Origin of the sequence: Geodermatophilus sp. FMUSA9-8, assembly GCF_037034165.1 — a bacterium.
In the GTDB taxonomy this organism is placed as follows: domain Bacteria; phylum Actinomycetota; class Actinomycetes; order Mycobacteriales; family Geodermatophilaceae; genus Geodermatophilus; species Geodermatophilus nigrescens.
Genome location: NZ_JBAGKE010000006.1, coordinates 300,580 through 318,611, shown reverse-complemented (window position 1 = coordinate 318,611; position 18,032 = coordinate 300,580). Strand labels below are relative to the sequence as shown.

At 73.6% G+C, this 18,032-nt stretch carries 20 protein-coding genes and 3 tRNA genes; 12 read left to right on the top strand and 11 right to left on the bottom strand.

Features of this window, described 5'->3' with window-relative positions; all coding sequences use genetic code 11:
* Positions 1–182 precede the first annotated feature (182 nt).
* From WA616_RS15025 to WA616_RS14995, 7 genes are all read right to left on the bottom strand, one after another.
* Complete coding sequence (locus WA616_RS15025; RefSeq protein WP_336031024.1) at positions 183–1,301, bottom strand: hypothetical protein; 1,119 nt, start codon at positions 1,299–1,301, stop codon at positions 183–185.
* Between the two features lie 144 nt (positions 1,302–1,445).
* Positions 1,446–3,032, bottom strand: coding sequence for a hypothetical protein (locus WA616_RS15020; RefSeq protein WP_336031023.1), 1,587 nt, complete (start codon positions 3,030–3,032; stop codon positions 1,446–1,448).
* A 141-nt stretch (positions 3,033–3,173) separates the two neighbouring features.
* On the bottom strand, positions 3,174–4,658 hold the full coding sequence (locus WA616_RS15015; protein WP_336031021.1) for a hypothetical protein: 1,485 nt from the start codon (positions 4,656–4,658) through the stop codon (positions 3,174–3,176).
* A complete protein-coding gene (locus tag WA616_RS24515) occupies positions 4,655–4,954 on the bottom strand; it encodes a hypothetical protein (RefSeq protein ID WP_442902003.1) in 300 nt (99 codons plus the stop codon). The genes WA616_RS15015 and WA616_RS24515 overlap by 4 nt, the downstream gene beginning before the upstream one ends.
* A 165-nt stretch (positions 4,955–5,119) precedes the next feature.
* Complete coding sequence (locus WA616_RS15005; RefSeq protein WP_336031019.1) at positions 5,120–5,560, bottom strand: hypothetical protein; 441 nt, start codon at positions 5,558–5,560, stop codon at positions 5,120–5,122.
* 264 nt (positions 5,561–5,824) lie between these two features.
* Positions 5,825–6,199: a hypothetical protein gene (locus WA616_RS15000; protein WP_336031016.1), complete on the bottom strand. Its 375-nt coding sequence runs from the start codon at positions 6,197–6,199 to the stop codon at positions 5,825–5,827.
* Complete coding sequence (locus tag WA616_RS14995) at positions 6,196–6,690, bottom strand: hypothetical protein (protein ID WP_336031014.1); 495 nt, start codon at positions 6,688–6,690, stop codon at positions 6,196–6,198. Before WA616_RS14995 ends, WA616_RS15000 begins: the two co-directional genes overlap by 4 nt.
* Before the next feature lie 854 nt (positions 6,691–7,544).
* On the opposite strand from WA616_RS14995, the gene WA616_RS14990 reads away from it, so the two are divergent.
* The 5 genes from WA616_RS14990 (at position 7,545) to WA616_RS14970 (ending at position 10,795) form a co-directional block, all read left to right on the top strand.
* The gene (locus tag WA616_RS14990; RefSeq protein ID WP_336031012.1) at positions 7,545–7,907 is read left to right on the top strand and encodes a hypothetical protein; all 363 of its coding nucleotides are present in this window, start codon (positions 7,545–7,547) and stop codon (positions 7,905–7,907) included.
* A 173-nt stretch (positions 7,908–8,080) separates the two neighbouring features.
* Positions 8,081–8,449 carry a hypothetical protein gene (locus WA616_RS14985; protein WP_336031010.1) on the top strand — a complete coding sequence of 123 codons (369 nt, stop codon included), beginning with the start codon at positions 8,081–8,083 and terminating at the stop codon, positions 8,447–8,449.
* A 92-nt stretch (positions 8,450–8,541) separates the two neighbouring features.
* Positions 8,542–8,886 (top strand): hypothetical protein, encoded by a 345-nt coding sequence (locus tag WA616_RS14980; protein ID WP_336031009.1) that lies wholly within the window; start codon positions 8,542–8,544, stop codon positions 8,884–8,886.
* A gap of 138 nt (positions 8,887–9,024) precedes the next feature.
* Positions 9,025–10,371, top strand: coding sequence for a hypothetical protein (locus tag WA616_RS14975; RefSeq protein ID WP_336031006.1), 1,347 nt, complete (start codon positions 9,025–9,027; stop codon positions 10,369–10,371).
* 10 nt (positions 10,372–10,381) lie between these two features.
* On the top strand, positions 10,382–10,795 hold the full coding sequence (locus tag WA616_RS14970) for a hypothetical protein (protein WP_336031004.1): 414 nt from the start codon (positions 10,382–10,384) through the stop codon (positions 10,793–10,795).
* A 629-nt stretch (positions 10,796–11,424) separates the two neighbouring features.
* Here the strand turns inward: WA616_RS14970 and WA616_RS14965 are convergent.
* The 3 genes from WA616_RS14965 to WA616_RS14955 are packed head-to-tail and all read right to left on the bottom strand — an operon-like array spanning position 11,425 to position 13,622.
* The gene (locus WA616_RS14965; RefSeq protein WP_336031002.1) at positions 11,425–12,273 is read right to left on the bottom strand and encodes a hypothetical protein; all 849 of its coding nucleotides are present in this window, start codon (positions 12,271–12,273) and stop codon (positions 11,425–11,427) included.
* Positions 12,274–12,300: 27 nt separating this feature from the next.
* Complete coding sequence (locus WA616_RS14960; protein WP_336031001.1) at positions 12,301–13,182, bottom strand: Rieske (2Fe-2S) protein; 882 nt, start codon at positions 13,180–13,182, stop codon at positions 12,301–12,303.
* Positions 13,179–13,622, bottom strand: a complete 444-nt coding sequence (locus WA616_RS14955; RefSeq protein ID WP_336030998.1) for a VanZ family protein — start codon at positions 13,620–13,622, stop codon at positions 13,179–13,181. Before WA616_RS14955 ends, WA616_RS14960 begins: the two co-directional genes overlap by 4 nt.
* Before the next feature lie 172 nt (positions 13,623–13,794).
* On the opposite strand from WA616_RS14955, the gene WA616_RS14950 reads away from it, so the two are divergent.
* The 4 genes from WA616_RS14950 (at position 13,795) to WA616_RS14935 (ending at position 16,941) form a co-directional block, all read left to right on the top strand.
* On the top strand, positions 13,795–14,265 hold the full coding sequence (locus WA616_RS14950; RefSeq protein ID WP_245794623.1) for a GtrA family protein: 471 nt from the start codon (positions 13,795–13,797) through the stop codon (positions 14,263–14,265).
* A gap of 112 nt (positions 14,266–14,377) precedes the next feature.
* Complete coding sequence (gene wrbA / locus WA616_RS14945) at positions 14,378–14,980, top strand: NAD(P)H:quinone oxidoreductase (protein ID WP_073421115.1); 603 nt, start codon at positions 14,378–14,380, stop codon at positions 14,978–14,980.
* Positions 14,981–15,048: 68 nt separating this feature from the next.
* The gene (locus WA616_RS14940; RefSeq protein ID WP_336030994.1) at positions 15,049–16,587 is read left to right on the top strand and encodes a metallophosphoesterase; all 1,539 of its coding nucleotides are present in this window, start codon (positions 15,049–15,051) and stop codon (positions 16,585–16,587) included.
* Positions 16,588–16,611: 24 nt separating this feature from the next.
* On the top strand, positions 16,612–16,941 hold the full coding sequence (locus tag WA616_RS14935) for a hypothetical protein (RefSeq protein WP_336030991.1): 330 nt from the start codon (positions 16,612–16,614) through the stop codon (positions 16,939–16,941).
* A gap of 2 nt (positions 16,942–16,943) precedes the next feature.
* On the opposite strand, the gene WA616_RS14930 is transcribed toward WA616_RS14935, so the two are convergent.
* Complete coding sequence (locus WA616_RS14930; protein ID WP_336030990.1) at positions 16,944–17,627, bottom strand: AMIN-like domain-containing (lipo)protein; 684 nt, start codon at positions 17,625–17,627, stop codon at positions 16,944–16,946.
* 122 nt (positions 17,628–17,749) lie between these two features.
* Here WA616_RS14930 and WA616_RS14925 point away from each other — a divergent pair.
* The 3 genes from WA616_RS14925 (at position 17,750) to WA616_RS14915 (ending at position 18,027) form a co-directional block, all read left to right on the top strand.
* Positions 17,750–17,822, top strand: a tRNA-Glu gene (locus tag WA616_RS14925).
* 31 nt (positions 17,823–17,853) lie between these two features.
* Positions 17,854–17,927: transfer RNA gene (locus WA616_RS14920), tRNA-Asp, on the top strand.
* Between the two features lie 26 nt (positions 17,928–17,953).
* Positions 17,954–18,027: transfer RNA gene (locus tag WA616_RS14915), tRNA-Phe, on the top strand.
* Positions 18,028–18,032: the final 5 nt, after the last annotated feature.

Below are 18,032 nucleotides of genomic sequence, written 5' to 3'. Positions count from 1 at the left end.
CGGTTGCCACGCAGCCGCTCTTGAGGCCGCCGCGCCGGACCGCGCCCCTGGCGGTTCACCTCCTTCTTCGGCTCATTGGTCCGGCGCGTCTGCGTGTCCGGTCGGGCCGGCCACTGGTGCACTGTGGAGTTGTCAAGGAACTGCTGGGGGACGGTGCGCGGGGAGCGCCGGTGCGCAGTCGGTCAGGCGGCCCGGCGGAACCGCGGCGTGGCCGGCCGGGGACTGGTGGGCCTGGGCAGGTCCGCGGTCAGCAGCCGCCGGGTGCGGTGCTCGGTCTCGCCGGTCAGTGCGAGGGCGGCCTGGCGGTCGCCACGGTCCGCCGCGACCTGCGCGGCGTAGAGGCTGACGCTCTTGGCGGTGATGTCGGCCAGGTGGTAGAGCCCAGCCTTGACGAGGATGCCGTCGATGACCCGCTGGGCGCTCATGGTGGCCTGCTGGCCGCCGGGCTGGTGGCCGCCGCCATAGCTGACCCGGGTGGCGGGGTCGAGCTCTCCCCCGGCGGCTCGCGTAAGGACGGTGAGCTGCCGGGTGACGATCCGGCTGCCCCAGTCGTCGAGCCGGCCGGTGCGCGCGGCGCGCAACTGCCTCTGCGGGAGCTTGTCGGTGGCGTGGGCGGGGTCGTAGGGCAGCGGGATCGTGCGCGTTGAGCCGGGGAGCGCGAAGCCGCTGGGCGCCTGCCAGCGGTCCAGGTCGCAGATGCGGACGCCGGTGGTCTCGCCAGGGGTGGCGCCGCCGTCGGCGAGGGCGAAGGTGGCCGCGCCCTGCAGCGACCGGGGACGGCGCGCGGCGGCGGTGGCGACCAGGCGGCAGAGCAGCATCTCGTCCGCGGTGAACGGCCGGAAGGTGTGCATGGTGCGGCGCGCGACCAGGACCGGCATGGTCGCCAGGATGGCGTCGGGGTCGCCTCCGGCGGCCAGCTCAGGGCTGGCGAGGAGCGCGGCGAGCAGGTTGCGCTGGCGGTGCAGCCGGTGCATGTCCTCGCTGCCCGGGTGGCAGTCGGTGACGGTCAGGGGGATCTGGGCCTCCCGCAGCGAGCGGGTGTCCTTCTTCGTCGGCTTGTACGGGGTCAGCGGCAGCCCGGTGAGCTGCTGCAGGGCAGCGCCGGCGTCGGCGCGGACGTCGCGCAGGGTGGCGTAGCCGTGTCGGGTGAGGGACTCGGCGAGCCGCTGCAGGTCAGAGGGCAGGTCCTCGCCACCGATGGGCAGCAGCTGCTCGTTCCGCCAGGTGGCGAGGGTGAGCAGCGCGGCGTCGGCCAGGGCGAGGTCGTCGGTGTTGGGGATGTGGCGCGCAGCGGCAGGCATGTGGGTCTCCGTCCGTGAGGGAACGGAGGCGGACCGTCCGCGGAGCGGAGGCGTCGGCAATCACCGCGAAAGGCGGGGTCAGCAACGCCAACAGCCGCCGCCCCGGATGGGGCGGCGGCCGTTGTGGATGGCCTGCACGTGGGGTCAGTACGCGCCGGCGCGGACGGCGCGCTGGTGGGTCTCGGCGTCGATCATGTGGTGGACGCAGAGCATGTCGAGGGTCTGCACCATGCCGTCGGGGCTGGAGGCGCGGCCGTGGTGCTGGGTGGTGGTCTGCGCGGTCTGGTTGACGCTCTCGGAGAGGTTGCGCTGGTTGGCGGCCTTGAAGCCGGGGTCGCGGCGGGAGGGCACCCGGATGTTGTCCAGGGCCCGCTGGCGCCGGTCGCGACGCCGGGAGTCGCGCTGGGTGCGCTGCGGGTACCAGACGCTGTGGTGGTCGAAGCCGCCGTGCGGGCACGGGACGTGCCAGTCGGTGTGCTGGGCGAAGCTGCCGTCGGCCAGCCGCTCGGCGGTGCTGCGCCGCGGGGTGCAGCGGGCGGTCTTGATGCCGTTCTCGACCACCCACAGGGCGCCGTCATCGGCCCACAGCTCCGGCTCGCACGCGTGGTCCGCAGCGTCTGCGGTGACGGTGCCGTACGGGTAGCGCTTGCCGTTGACGGCGTCGTAGCCGGCCGTGGTGGCGTAGAGGTTGATGCCCAGCGGCAGCGGCGCGTCCTGCTCGATGAGCGTGCGCGCGGTGGTACGCATCAGCGCCTCCAGCGTGGCCTTCTCGACGGTCAGGCCGGCCGTGGCGGCGATCTGCCGTGCCTGCCGTTCCAGGTAGTCCCGGGCCCGTTCGTGGTCGACGCTGCTGGCGGCGTTCTCCCGGTTGACGGCGCTGACGCCGTAGAGGGCCATCAGCCGGTGCCGGCGCCAGCCGGTGACCACGCGGTCGTAGTCGAGGAACCGGAACCCCTCGCCGATCTCGGCGACCAGGGCGTCGATGAAGGGCTGGGCGCCGTCGATCTCGGCACCGAGCTCGGCGACCGAGCCGAATCCGACGGTGCCGAACGGCGTCCACGTGTAGAAGCTGATGAAGTTGATCCCGTCCTTGCCCTTGTGGTCGGGGACCTTCGTCGGGTTGCGGCGCATCTGCTGGTAGCGCACACGGTGCGGCGCGCTGGCCCGCGTGTGCTGGTAGCCCCACCGGCCGACCTGGCCGGCCGGGTCGAAGCGGATGCGGCTGTACTCGTCGATGATGGTGCCGTCACCGATGACGGTGAGGGACTCGTCGGGGTCGGTGTAGTCCCAGGGCTTAGCCGGGTCGAACCAGCCGTACAGCTTGGCCTGCGCGACGGCGACCTCCAACCTCCGGGCCTGCATCTCCTGCAGCGCGTCGGCATCGGCGGCGACCCTGCGGTAGAGCTCGTCGGTCACCTGCGCGGACGGCACCTCCACCGGCAGCCACTCGCCGAAGGTGTCGAAGTGCGCCTGGCGGGCCGCGTCCCAGCCGGCGCGGTCCGCGGCGCGCGCGGCGTTGACCGTGCCGCGGGCCAGGCGCGCGCAGACCTTCATCGCCCACAGCTGGCGGTTGGGCCACTTGCGCGAGGCGCGCATCGGGTACACCTCGTCGAGGATGTCGTCGAACTCCACGATGCCCGGCCAGGCGAAGACGCCGGCCATGTGGTCGGTGAAGTCGTCGGGCCGGGCGATGTGCCCGGACAGGTGCTTGGTGCGGATGGAGCGGGGCACGGCCTTCTCCCGGTGCGTGCAGGTTCGATGACCTGTTCACGCTCGCCGAGCGGCCGGGCCGTTCGCGTCGCCCGCAGACCCTTTTCGTCCCTCCCCCGAACGCCCCACAAGCGTGGGGCGTTCGGGGGAGGTGTGGGGCGCTCAGGCCGCTCGCTTCAGCGCCGGCCGCGGGTCGGCGGCGAGCGCGGCCTGGTAGGCCGTCATGGCGTTGTGCAGCAGCGCGAAGCACAGCACGTCGACCAGCTGCCGTGCGCCGCCGAGTGAGGCGGCCCGGTCGACCAGCAGGCTGCGCTTGAGCATCGAGTTCCAGCTCTCGGCGTCATTGCGCAGTCCGTAGAGCCGGGCGAAGTCCGGCTCGCCCTCGGCGATGACGCGAACGTGCCCGGCCCGGCGGTGGTCGGGGTCGCCGGGCTCGGCGTGCGGGGTGATCCAGGCGGTGAACTCCCCTGCCGGGCACGGCACCCGGTAGGCGACGTTGAAGTGGTACCGGCCGGTGGACCGCCGGGACCGCTTGACCTGCAGGCGGTTGAGCCGGCCGAGCACCACCGGTGCGCCGGACTCATCCAGGCCGACCTCGCTGACCGCACCGTTGATCGCGGCCACGGTGTGCCCGCAGGAGCCGCCCGGGGTGTCGTGCTCCCACACCCCGAGGGGATACCAGCGCGGTACCTTGCCCTCCCCGGCGCGGGCCTTGTCCGCGGCGCTGCGGGGCGCGGCGGGCACCTTGTTCACCACGATCAGCCCCGTGTGGGTCATCACCTCATCGACCTGCGGGCCGACGAAGGCCCCGTCGTAGGCGACGGCCTGGATGCCGCTCTCAGCCGCGGCGTGCACCTGCTTGATCAGCTCGACGGCGGTGTCGGCCTCCAGCCCGGGGCGGGGGACGCGGTCGATGGCGAGCACCACCCGCTGCTGCGGGCCGTCGCCGCGGGCGTAGAGGGCGACGAAGTTCTGCCCGAACACCGGCCCGGCGTGGCCGTGGTACTCGGCGACGTCCGGGTCGAAGCGGCGGCCCGGCGCCTCGATGGGCTCGCCCGCGGGATCCAGGTAGACCACCCGGGTCTCGCCGGTCTCGGGGTCGGTCTCCCGGCGCGCCGCCGGGGGCCGGTACATCGGCCGGACCACCGTGCCGTCGCCGTAGATGGTGCGCGACCGGTCCGGGTGGCACAGCGAGCCGGGCCCGTCGGGCCGCAGCAGCCCGAAAGAGCGGGCCTGGCGCACCGCGGCGTCGATGAACCGCGCCTGCAGCTTGGCGCGGATGTCGGGGTCGGTGAGGTAGCGGTCCCGGGCGTTGCGGAACGCCTCGAAGGTCGCCGGCCGGTCCCCCGGCAGGCGCGGCACCAGCTCATCGGGCAGCTGCCGCTTGATGCGCGCCACGGTGTCATGCACCAGCCCCCAGGTCGCCGGGTGGGACAGCTCGGTCTGCACCCGGATCCCGGAGCGGTACAGCCGGGCGAGCACGCCGTAGGCCAGGACCACGTAGGCGGGGTTGGCCGGCGGCCGTCCCACCGGCGGCCGGGGGATCAGCTGGGCCAGCTCGTAGAGCGCCGGCGCGGAGAACACCGCCTCGATCTGCTCGGCGGTCGACAGCCGCCGCGGCGCGGGCACCGCCCGCGGCCGGCTCATCGGGCACCCTCCCGCCAGGCCAGGGCGATGTCCTCGGCGCAGGCGTCCAGCGACCGGTGTCCCAGCGCCCGGGCCACCTCCTCCAGCGGGGCGCCGGCGTCGTACAGCCGGCGGCCGGTCCAGTTGCGCAGGCTGGCCGGGCGCACGTCCGCCTCGGCGCGGAAGCCGGCCAGGTCGAGCACCGTGCGGATCGCGTTGCAGGCCGCGGCCTGCGCCTTCGCCCCGCCGGGCGGTGCGGCGCCGGCGTAGGCCAGCCGCGTCAGCGCGGTGGCACCGCGGTTGATCAGGTTGGTCACGTGACGGGTGAGGAGGCGCCGAGCCCAGAGGCTGAGCTCGCCGGTGCGCGGATCGTGCCGCCGCGTGCCCGGCAGCCGCACCGTCGACGGCTCGGTCGGCTCGTCGAGGTCTGCCAGGGTCAGCGTGGTGATCTCGCTGGTGACCGCACCGGTCTCACCCAGCGCTCACACCACCGCCCGCAGCCGGGCCACCGACTCCCCGCCGAGCTGTGCGGTGACCCGGCACAGCATGACCTCGTCGTCGGTGAGCGGCCGGGCCGCCAGAAGCCCCCGGGGCGGCAGACGCAGGTCCAGCGTCGGGTCACCCACCGGCTGCCCCAGTGCGCGCAGCGTCCGGTACAGCATCCGCACCGCCGTGCGCCGCGCATGCCGCGTGGCCAGCTCCGGCTCCTCGCCGCCGCGGGTGCGGGCATGGATGAAGCCGGCCGCGTCCGCCGGCGTCACCAACGCGAACGTGGCGACCCCGGTGGCGGACAGCCGGGCGGCGAACCGGGACGCGGTCTCCCCAACGCGCGCCACCGTCTGCTCGCTGTGCGGGCCGTCGGAGCGCCAGGAGGCGAGGACCAGGTCCAGTGCGACGTCGATGGGAAGCGGTGCCGGTGGCACCGGAGGACGAGAGGTGAGCCGCGTGACTCGGCGAGGCATCTACAGGCCCTTCGGGCGGAGCACGGACGTCTCCGAACCCGGGGGGACCGTGCTGGCCAGCCTCTGGCCTGCATTCACAACCGGAACCGGGGGCACCTCTACGCAGGTGGCTCCAGGCAGCGCGATACTGGATCTCCGTGCCGAGCGACCTGACCAGGTCCAGCACGGCTACTGGCCGTGTACGTGATCAGCCTGCGCCGATGACCTGTCTGAGCGAGAAGGGTCCTAGCGACGGCCCCGGACCCGCTCGCTGCTCTTCGGGTGGCCCGGGGAGACGTCGTGAATCAGCACGCGTCCCGCGTGCTTGCCGGCGGTCGTCCGGTCGACGAAGTACCAGATCCGCCCGCCGTCAGTCAGCTTGTACTGCCAGCGGGTGTACGCGGTCCCCTGGTACGTCCCGGTGCTCAAGTCGCCCTTGAGCGGGTACTGGCGGGGACTTTGTTCTTCCGGGGCGGCAGTCAGCTGCTCCCAGGCGTCGACAGTCGCATTGCGCGCGGTGGCCAGCATGTCTCGCCAGCCCTTCTCGGCGCTCTTTGTGATCGTGACGATCTCGTACTCGACCTTGCGGAGCGGCCTCGGCAGGGACGCGTCGCGGCTCACCGGCCGGTGGCCGCGAGCGCGTCCTCGTCCAGCGGGGATGGCGCCGGAGTCGCGTCCGTTTCATCTACAGCAGGCTCGCGCAGCCGGGCAAGTAGCTCCGGGTCGGCGTAGATCTCGGCCGTCGACTTCCACGCTTCGACCATCTGGTCGAATGCGGCGAAGCGGTCGACCGTGGCGCTTGCCCGTAGCACCCGGAAGAAGTCGTCGAGGAAGGCCCGCCGCTCGTGCACGGGCAGGAACTCCATCCACGGGTACTCGTCGCTCAGCGACTCGGTGAGCACCGTGACCAGGTCTCTGTTGTCGAGGGCATGTGTCAGCAGGTGAGCCAGCGCCGCGACAGCGTGGCGGTCACCTTCGCGCCGGCGCAGTGACGACAGCAACAGCGGCTCCTTGCCGCGTTGGGACAGCACGACCTCACCGTCGGCCAGATGGTTGACGACTTCGCGGTAGTCCCGCACGAAGCTGGAGAGCGGGATGGGCGCGGCAGTCATGCACACATAGTTCTGCGAAACCGCAGAAGTGTCAAGGGGTGCTGACAAGTGTCAAGGGGTGCTGACAGGTGTCAAGGGGTACTGACAGGCAACAGGGAGCGCTGACGCACGCACCGGGTATCCCGCCCGGAACTCGCCAGCCGGTCGGGGCAAGAGCGGAGGCAAGAAGCCCCTGCCCGTCGCGTACCGACTCACGGTGTCCTGGGAGCCGAGCGCCGAGTGACTCACAGCGGCGACTGCGGGAGCGCGAACCCCGGCGCACTGGCCCTGGGCCGATTGCGCAGCCCAGCTCGCGATGACACCCGTATTTCCATCCGGCCTGCGGGCTGGTGACCGCCGGCGTCACGCCCGGATCGCCCAGCCGGGCGAGCACCTCGCAGTCCGCCGAGAGGCGGCCGCGGACAACTCCACAGCGAACGAGACCACAGCGACTCGCACGTCGATGAGGGCTGCGGCACCGCGTGCCGGTGGCAAGGTGGAGGTGATGAGCAGCCACTGGGTGCGGCGGGACCGGCCTCGGCCGGAAGGAGGTGAACACGCCTCGGCCACCCGGGGACCGCAGGGACGGGATCAGCCCGGTATCCGCGCGAGCAGCGCAGGTCAGGCCGCGTCGGTGGCACCGAGGAGGTGACCAACCGCCACCCCGCGAGCCGAAGACCGGCTACCGCATGAATGGGGCAACACGTGTCAGGGACCCGGGGTGTAGCCGCACCCCGTGCGCTCCCAGCCCTTGCCCTTCGCCTCGGCGCCGTAATCGGTGACGGCGAGCTCCCCAACCGACATCGGCGGGAGCTTCGCGCTACCCCCCGGCATCACCGCCGGGACGAGCGCCGACCTCCGTCCCGGAGGACCGCATGACCACGATCGACGAACTGCTCGGCGCCGGTGACGGCACCGTCATCCAGCTGAACGAGCGGCATCCTCGCCGTCGCGCGCACCTGCGCCAGTTGCTCGACGTGCGCGCCCGCCTGGCCGTCACCGCGGCCGAGCAGCGCTCCCACAACCTCCCCGAACAGCACGAGGTCACCCGGCTGCTGTGGGCCGTCGAGGAGGCCATCCACACCGGCTGGCCCCGCACCTACTACGAGCAGTTCCCGCGGTGGTGCGTCGAGGAGGAGACGCTGCTGCATGAGCCGACGACATCGGTGACCGGCTGCAGCGTCTGCCGCGCCGACTTCGCCCCCGGCGTGAGCCACCAGCCGCCCGACGCGGCCTGACCGAGTGAGCCCGGGCGTCCGCGCCCGGGCTCACTCCACTCCAGACAGCGTGCAGCTGCTCACGTTCACCCGAATGGGGCGCTCAGCGAATGCCGCCCGAGCGCGCACCTGCACCTCTGGCGCCGCGACCCAATCGCCGCGGCCCCGCGCCGCCCGCCCCCGGAGGTGCCCTGATGTCCGTCCCCCACACCCTCACCGCCCGCCCGCACCGGCCGCTGCCGCCCGACGTGGTGGCTGAGCTGCGCGACGCGGCGGTCATGCGCCGCGCGGCCGCGCTGGTCGACATCGACATCGACGAGCTGCCGATCACCTTCAGCCCGCACCACGGCGGCGAGCGCCTCGCGGCCACCCGCACCGCCGCAGAGCTCCTGCTGGCCCGGCTGGAGCTGCTGCTGCCCTGCCCGGACTGCGCTGGAACCGACCAGCGGCTGGACTGCGCGCAGGAGCTGGGGACGCTGGAGGCCCGCCTCGCCGCCGCCGCGGCCCGGGCTCAGTTCGCCCTCGCCTCCCTGCTGCGCCATCCCGACCTGTACGCGGCCTGATCCCACCGTCATCCGCGACGCCGGCACCGAAGCCGGCCGCCCCGATCCGCCATGCGGCACCCAGCAGTGCCGCGATCCCCGCAGCAGGAGTCATGACCGCAATCCAGCCCTCCCGCAAGCCCAATGCCTGGATGTACGTCGAGGGCCCGGCCCGCCGGGTCCTGCACATGAAGTTGCTGTACCGCCGCCAGCACCTGGCTGCCGCGGCGGCCGAGCACACCGCCCACGGACAGGTGGGCGCCGAGATGCTGTGGCGGGCGGTCGACGCCACGGAGGCCCGGCTGCGCCACCTCTTCCCGGACAGCTGGGCCCAGCAGCACGAGACCTGGGCGACCACGGATGCCGCGCGGATGCACACCGCGGCCGACCCTCGCCCCGTCGACTGTCACCTCTGCGTCCCCAATCCGCCCGAGGCCACCGCCTCGTCGGGGTCCTGACCACCGGCGGTGGCCCCACCCGCATGGGCGGGGCCACCGGCCGTGCTACGCCTCCCCGGCGGCCTCACGGGCATGGCAGGCGGTGACACGCTCGCGACACAACGTCCTCGCACGCAGTTTAACTGCGACACTCGGGCTGTGTTGGCCGAACTCCGGGGGAAGCTCGACCCGGAAGGGAGCACCGCGGTCGACCGGAGCGAGGACCTGCTCACCGATGCCGTCTTCGGCGCCTTCCGTCATCTGCCCCGCCGCGCGACCGTGGCGCTGCTGGCGACCGTTGGCGTTGCCGTCACCGCGAAGGACGCCGAGCTCGGGCGCGTGGAACTGTGGCCACGTATGCCCATCACGCGCTGGCCGGGCGTCCTCATCGAGCCGGATGTCGTCGTGGTTGTCGGGAAGCAGCCCGTCGTTTTCGAGGCCAAGCTGCATTCGCCGTTCCACAGCTACCACGATCCGAAAGCCCCGGCCGCGGGGCCGATCCACCAGCTTGCCGGCCAGTACGCCGCAGTGCGGGAATGGGCCGCTGGAGAGAAGCTCCATCCACCAATCGTCGTGGCCGTGACCGCTCCGTCCGCACCACCCGAGCAGGATCTCCGCGAGGCCATCGCCGGCGCGCGTCACCTGCATCCGGACACCGCTGGGGACACGTTCCGTTGGCTGCCCTGGTACCGCATCGCGACGGTTCTTGAAGGGCTCGAACGACTCCAGGTGCACGAGAGAACCCACGTCGAGGACGTGCTGGCGTTCATGGACAGAAGAGGAGTGCGGCGCGTGTTCACGGGCTTCAACGCCGAGGACTACTGGCTCGTCAGCGCAGCGCAGCGGGTCGCCGGTGACAGGCTGTACCCCCAGATCCAGACCTTCGTGGCCGATCTCGCCGACGTACTCGCCGACGACGAGATCGGCTGGTCCCAGCCGAACTGGCGCGCCATGTGGATGAACGCCGGCGGCTCCATGACCAAGCCGACGGACTGGACGCGCGGGTGGATCGGCGCGGCGTTCTGGCCCCAAGTCTGGCCAACTCGGGGAACGAAGGGGGCCAGCCTGGCGCAGTACGCCCTCTTCGACTTCCTCGAGCCTGCGCTTGAGATCGGGCTCAGCATCCCCGGCCCCGGGGTCGCCGCCGCACAGAAGAACTGGTCACCGCACCTGGCGGCCGTCGCAACCGCATTGAACGGCTTGCCGGACCACTACGAGCTCGTCGTTGACGGAGGCGACCTGGCGCGCCCGTCGCGCGCCATTCCTGCCGCCGCTGTCGACGCCGACTGGCTCACCGCCGCCGTGAACGTCTTGCTGGGCACCGCGCACCTGCGCCTCCGTCGGCGCTCCGATCCCCTTCACGCGACGGTGCAGGCGGCCCGGGAGATGCTGGTAGAGCTGCGCGACGACCTCCTCAAGGTCGGGGAACCACTGTGGGACATGCTCGCCACCGTTGAGTACATCCACTCACCGTTCCAGCGCCCAGAGGCGGCAGAGCGCGAGTAGTGAGGGGCAGATGGAACGCCACACGTTCAACGAAGAACAGGTCGACGCAGGCATCGCGGCCATCATCGAGCGCGCGAAGGACCGTGGTCAGACGATCCGCTACTCGGCCGTGTTCGCAGCGGCTGGTCTCCCTGAACCACAGCAGCTCCACCAGGGGTCTGAGTCCCAGCTCGTCACCGACTTCATGAAGGCAATCCATGACCGGTGCATCGAGCGCGGACTGCCGCCGTTGGACTCGCTGGTGGTCCATGTTGCTGGGCCTCGGGAGAACTGGCCCGGCGGGGGCTACTTCAAGGTCAACGGCCTCGCGGACCCCATGAAGGAGCGGGTTTCGGCTGAGGACCAGGTCAAGGCGACCCGCTTCTGGGAAGACCAGAAGCAGCAGTGCAAGGACTGGGCAGACCGAGAGCGCCGGATGCGCTGACCGCGGACCGTCCCGCCGCTGCGGCAGGCATTCCGGAATCCAGCGAGGCGCATTCCAGAATCACGCGTTCACGTCTCAGAAACGGCCCACGCGACCGCCGGGCATGATCGCGAAAGCCCAGGTCACATCTAAAACACGGAGCCCCCAGAGGCCCGGCGGGGCCGAGTCTCCCAGACCGCGCGAGTGGTCACCGGTCGTCCCGGACCCGCCGCGCCACCGCCTCCTCCACCGCCGCGACCGCCGCCGCCGGCTCCGCACGGGCCCCGCGGGGTGCCGACGCCGGCCCGGCCGGCACCGCGGCGTCATCCGGGTCGGCGCTCACAGCACGTCGAGCACCAGCAGGACGACGATCGTCAGCACCGCCGAGATCAGCAGCGAACCGAGGCAGCCGAACCGGTTGGAGAAGAAGAGGAACACCCGCCCGGGGTGCCCGGAGACGCGCGCGCGGAACCCCGCGTGACCGGCGTCGCCACCCGGACGGGCGGGTCCACCCGTTCAGGGGATCGTGGCCCTCGCGGCCGACTACGTACGGTCATCCCCAGTGCGGCGCCGAGCGCGGCCGCACGCCAGACCCCGGTCCGGCCGCCCCGTTCCCCCCGGGCGCGGCCGGACCGGTCCCATGTCCGGGGTCAGCAGGCGCTCCCGGTCAGCGCGAACAGCTCGTCGCGCTGCGCCTGGTCCAGCGGCAGGTCCACGGTCACCTCGTCCTCGCCGTCCACCTGCACGCCGACCACGAAGAGGTACGGCTGCTTGGTCTCGGCCAGCGCGTGGGGGTCGCAGCGCGCCGTCGTGAACTCCAGCGACACCTGCCGCGTGGCCTCGCCCTCCCCCAGCGTCGCCGGGAGGTCCGCGGCGACGTCGTACAGCACGTTGCCGTCGAGCCGGGTCAGCGTCACCGCCCGCTCGTCGTCGCCGCCGCGGGTCAGCGCGAGCATCCCGGTCACGGCGTCGCCGTCGAGCGCCAGCCCCGTCACCGCCACCCCGGCGACGGCGAGCGCCGCCTCGGCCGCGCACGTGTCCGCGTGGATGCGGGCCAGGTCCGCCGCCGCCAGCGGCACCCGCAGCACCTCGCCGCGCCCGTCGGGGCGGACGACGGTCAGCCGCGCGGCCGCGGGCTCCGCGGCGGAGCCACAGACGGCGTCCCCGTACGGCGCGGGCAGGTCGATGACGCGGCCCGGCACGAAGGCGGCCTCCACCGGCCGGTCGGGCAGCGCCGCGAAGCCGGGCGAGTCGATCGCCACCGAGGTGACGGTGAACGGCCCGGCGCCGGTGTCGGTCACCCGCACCTGCACCTGCCCGCCGACCGCCGCGTCGGTGCGCAGCTCAACCGCCTCGGCCTCGATCCCCTCGACCGCGGGCACGGCCGGCCCCGGGGAGGGGGTGGCGGACGAGGACGCCGAGGGCGCCGAAGACGCCGCCGGGGCGCCGCCGCACCCCGCGCACAGCAGCAGGAGCAGCCCGGCCGCCGTCCGCCTCATGCGCGCAGGGTAGGGCGCGCGGGCCCCCTACTGGTGCCGCGCGGGCAGCCGGGCCATCACGTGCCCCGCCTCCATCCGCACGTCGAGCTTCTCCTGCGGGTTGGCCGCCGGCCCGCGCCGCGGCTCGCCGTTGTCCAGGTCGAACGCCGAGTCGTGCCACGGGCAGACCAGGCACGCGTGCCCGCGGACCTCCTCGACGCTGCCCTCGTACAGCGGCCCGGCCAGGTGCGAGCATGTGCCGACGAAGACGTCGACCCGCCCGCCCCGGCGGACGGCGGCCAGCGGCGCGGTGACGCCGCTGCCGGGCGCGGTGCGCAGCGCCGGGCGGCCCTCGGGCAGGTCGTCGAGCGGGCCGAGGTCGATCCAGTCGGAGGTGAGCGCGCGGGCCGCCGTCGCGGCATGGGAGGCGCCGGAGGACTGCGCGTAGGACATGTGCCCGCCCACCGCCGCCGAGCCGGTGGCCAGGCCCAGCCCGGTGTAGGACAGCACCCGGCCGAGCGTGCCGCGCCCCTTCGCCCGGGCCACCAGCGAGCCCACGTAGAAGCCGAGCGCGACGGTGTTGGCCACCGCGTGCAGCGCGCCGAGCCGGCGGACGCCGACCTCCTGCTCCGACCAGTCGGCCGCACCGCTCATCGCGGCGGGCACCGACACGACGACGCCGGTGCCGATGAGCACGGTCGCGGCCGGCCGCAGCGGCGGGATGGCGTCGAGCAGGCCGGCCGACGCCCAGCTGCCCACCGGCACCTGCACCAGCACCGGGTGCAGCGGGTGGCCGAGCCACGTGCCGTGCAGGGCGTCCTTGAGCGCTCCGGGCTTGAGCACGGCCTGGACCGCCGAGCGGGCCGGCTCGATGACCTTGTCGAAGGTGCTCACGTCCGCGAGGCGGTCGAGGAAACCCATCAGGCTCATGGGCGGCTCCCTACCCCCGTCGGCCGCTCGGCAAGCCGGTCGGCGGCGGCCGTCAGGCCGGCGACCAGCAGGCCCGTGACGACGGCGCCCGTGGCGTTGAGCAGCGCGTCGACCGGCGACACGACCCGGCCGAGCGGCAGCGCCCACTGCAGCGTCTCGATCGCCGCGCCCGTGGCGAGTGCGGCGGCGACGAGCACCGCGGGCGAGCGCAGGACCGGCCACCGCAGGACGGCCACCACCGCGAGCGGCGCGAGCAGCAGCAGGTTGCCGAGCAGCTGCACCACGGTGCCGCGGGAGCCAAGGCCGGTCACGTACCAGCGCAGCTCGGCGGCGGGAGCGCCCCACTCCCAGCCCCCGCTGCCCGCGGGCAGCAGCGTCAGGGCAGCCACCGCGGCCAGCGCGACGACGGTGCCGGTGGTCAGGGCGGGTCGGGCGTCCATGCCACCCACGGTGACCGGCCTGCCTGGGAGGAGCCTGGACGCGCCCGGGGTGACGCGATCCACACCGTCACGGGGGAATGCCGGGGCGTAATCCGCTGGCTCCCAGGGAACTGTCAGGGAGAACCTGTGCACTACCCCTGCCACCCCGAGAGACCCGGACCGAGGAGACGTCGTGACCTGCCCGTCGCTGCTGCACCGCCCCGTGGCGGTCGCCGACCTCGTCGGTGACGTCGCGGCCGGCGTGCGCTCCGACCGGTGGTTCGGCCAGTTCTCCCGGTTCGTCCTCGTCGGCGGGCTCTCCAGCGCCGTCTACGCGCTGCTCTACGTGCTGCTCAACGGCCTGGGCGACGTGCCCGCCAACGTCATCGGCTCGGCCATCTCGTCGATCATGGCCAACGAGATGCACCGGCGGATCAGCTTCCACGCCGGTGAGCGCGTGGGCTTCCTGACCGCCCAGTGGGAGGGCGGCGCGCTCGCCGTCGCCGGGATGATCGCCACCAGCCTCGCGCTGAGCTGGTTCAACTCGGTCACCACCGACCCGTCGGTCGTCACCGAGTTCCTGGTCATCGCCCTGGTCACGGCCACCATCGGCACCCTGCGCTTCCTCGCGCTGCGCTGGGTGTTCCGCCCCCGTCCCGCCTGACGGCACCGGTTCGTCCCCGATCCGGCGTTTGACGCGCCGGGATCCGCGGGCACACTCGGAGACGGTGGTTGAACACGCAACCACTGTCCGAGACACGAGAGCCGAGGGAACCGTGGCGAAGATCGCCGTCATCTACTACTCGTCCACCGGGAACGTGCACCAGCTCGCCGCCGCGCTCGCCCAGGGCGCGGAGGAGGCCGGCGCCGAGGTCCGCCTGCGCCGCGTGCCGGAGCTCGCCCCCGAGGAGGCCATCAGCTCCAACCCGCTGTGGCGCGCCCACGTCGACGCCACCGCCGACCAGGTGGAGGAGGCCACGCCGGCCGACATGGAGTGGGCCGACGGCTACGCGCTGGGCAGCCCCACCCGCTTCGGCACGCCCGCCGCGCAGATGAAGCAGTTCATCGACCAGCTCGGTGGCCTGTGGTTCACCGGCAAGCTGGCGAACAAGGGCGCCACGGCGTTCACCAGCGCGCAGAACGTCCACGGCGGCAACGAGTCGACGATCCTGACGTTCTTCAACATCTTCTCGCACTTCGGCGCCGTCATCGTGCCGCCCGGTTACACCGACCCGCTGCTGTTCGAGGCCGGCGGCAACCCCTACGGCGTCTCGACGGCGTCCGGCGGCCAGTCGGCCACCGCGTCCGAGGCCGAGCTCACCGCCGCCCGCTACCAGGGCCGCCGCCTCGCCGAGATCACGGCGAAGCTCGTCGCCTGACCGCCCGGCCGTCCCGGCCCGCCCCCGCCGCGGGGCGGGCCGGGACGCCGCGCCTCTAGCCTCGACGGATGGACGAGCCGACGACGACCCCGCCGCGGCCCTGGCGCCGCCGCGGACGCACCGCCGGCCGCTGGCTGCTGCGCGTCGCCGTGGCCACCGCCGGGGCGCTGCTCGGCATCCTGCTGCTGGGCCGCATCGACGCGCCGATCGGCCCCTTCGACGCCAGCCTCGCCCTCACCCCCACCGGCGGCGGCGCCACGGTCGAGGTGCCACCGCTGGGCAGCCTCGAGGTGGACGCCTACGACGGGCCGCTGGGCCTCGACGTGCAGCTGCGCCGCGTCGACGAGACCCGCATCCAGGCGCTGGTCAGCGACCCGGCGCGGCTCGACGGCCTGGTCGACCGCGTCAGCGCCGACCTGCAGGACGCCGTCACCCGGCTGGCCTGGACCACCGCACTGGCCGGCGTCGGCGGGGCGGCGCTCGGCTCGCTCGTCGTCTACCGGCGGTGGCGGGAACCGCTCGTCGCGGCCGGCGCCTCGGTGGTCCTGCTGGCCGGCACCGCCGGCCTGGGCGCGGCCACCTGGCGGCCCGAGGCCCTCTCCCAGCCCACCTACACCGGGCTCCTGGTCAACGCGACCAGCCTGATCGGCAGCGCCGAGGACATCGTCGCCCGCTTCAACGCCTACCGGGCCTCGCTCGAGGACCTGGTCACCAACGTCGGCACCCTCTACTCGACGCTGTCGGCGCTCCCCGCGCCCGGCGGGCCCACCGACACCGTCGCCCTGCTGCACGTCTCCGACATCCACCTCAACCCGGCGGGGTTCGACCTGGTCGCGCAGGTGGCCGAGCAGTTCGACGTCGACGCCGTCCTCGACACCGGCGACATCACCGACTGGGGCAGCGCGCCGGAGAACCAGGCGATCGGCTCCATCGGCTCCCTCGGCGTGCCCTACGTCTACATCCGCGGCAACCACGACTCCGCGATCACCGCCGCGCTGGTCGCCTCGCAGCCGAACGCCACCGTGCTCGACGACTCCGCGACGACGGTCGCCGGGCTCACCGTGGTGGGCGCCCGCGACCCCCGCTTCACCCCCGACAAGGACGCCACCGGCGACACCGAGTCCCTCGAGCAGACCGGCGAGGACCTCGCCGAGCTCTCCGCGGAGCAGGACCCGCCGCCGGCCATCGCGATGGTGCACGACCCGAAGCAGGCACCGCCGCTGGACGGTGTCGTCCCGGTCGTTCTCGCCGGGCACACCCACGAGCGGGAGGTCGAGACCCTCGACGAGGGGACGCTGCTCATGGTGCAGGGCTCCACGGGCGGCGCGGGCCTGCGCGGCCTGCAGGGCGAGAGCCCGACGCCGCTGACCTGCACGGTCCTCTACCTCGACCCCGACAGCGGGGCGCTGGTCGCCTACGACGACATCACCCTCGGCGGCCTCGGCGAGACCGAGGCGACCATCGCGCGCACCGTCGTCCCCGAGCCCGAGGAGCCGGCCCCGGCGGACGGCGGGACCGACGGCGACAGCAACGGCGACACGGACGGCGCCACGGACGGCGGGACGGGCGACGGCACCGACGGCGCCCCGGCCTCCCCGACCGGCTGACCGTCCCGCCCTACGCTCGCCGCCATGTCGACGACGTCGCGCACCCGCCTGTCCGCCGGCCTCCTCGCCGGGGCGATCGCCCTCGTCCCGCTGGCCGGCTGCTCGTTCACCTCCAACGGCTTCTCCTGCTCCGGCACCTCGTGCACGGTCACCCTGAACGGCGAGGGCAGCGAGGTGGACGTCCTGGGCACCACGGTGACCCTCGGCGGCGTGCGGGACGGCCGGGCCTCGATCACCGTCGGTGGCGCGAGCGTCTCCTGCGGGGCGGGTGAGTCCGTCGCCGCCGGGCCGCTGCAGCTGGAGTGCACCAGCGTGACCGGTGACGCCGTCGAGCTGCGCGCCAGCCTGAACTGAGCTCAGGCCGCGTCGGCGACCTCGACCACGACCCGCACCGGGTCCTGCAGCAGGTAGACGCGGAACGGCGCCTCCGCGCGGGCGCCGACGAACGCGACCGTCGTCCCCTCGTAGGTCGCGTCGAACACCACCTCGGTGACGTTGCCCGTCCCCTGCCCGGCCACCGGGCCGCCCGCGTACTCCTCGACCCCGGTGTCGTACGGGTAGCCGGCGCCGGTCACGGTCACCTGCAGCACCGCACCGCCGGCCACCGCGACCGGCGCGCCGCTGCCCTGCGAGCTCGCGGCGTCCACCCACCGGACGTCCCACCCCGGCGTCCCGGCGCCGTCGACCTCGAGGACGACCCGGTCGAAGCCGTCGTGCCGGCCGGTCCGGACGTCGGTGACGGTCACCTGCGCGCCCGCGGACGCCGCCGCGGTGTCGGGCGAGGCGTCCCCGGGGAACGCGGCGCCGCCGTCCCCACCGCCCCCGTCGCCGTCGTCCTCCGGCTCCTCCGCCGAGGGGGTCGCCGCCGGGGCCCCGCCGTCACCCGCCGCCGGGGAGGTCGCGGGCGAGGGCGCGGGGGAGGGCGCCGCGGACGACGTCGAGGGGGTGGCGGCAGCGGGTTCCGCGCCGCCTCCGCAGCCGGCGACGAGGAGGGCCGCCGACAGGGCGGCGCACACGGGCAGGAGGGGACGCCGGGTCACCCGGGGAGCGTCGCAGCGGAGGACCGGCTCCCCGCGCACCGGCGCGCCGACACCCCCGGACCGGGGTGGTGTCCGGGCCCCCGCGGGGGCCATGTATCGTTCTCCCTGCCCCCGGCGAACGAGCCCCCATCGTCTAGCGGTCCAGGACGCCGCCCTTTCAAGGCGGTAGCACGGGTTCGAACCCCGTTGGGGGCACGCACCACCGCAGTACCAGCACCACCAGCAAGGCCCTGTAGCGCAGTTGGTTAGCGCGCCGCCCTGTCACGGCGGAGGTCGCGGGTTCGAGTCCCGTCAGGGTCGCTTCCCCGGTGGAACGTCACCGGGAGGGGCAGGTAGCTCAGTCGGTACGAGCGCTCGCCTGAAAAGCGAGAGGTCGGCGGTTCGACCCCGCCCCTGCCCACACAC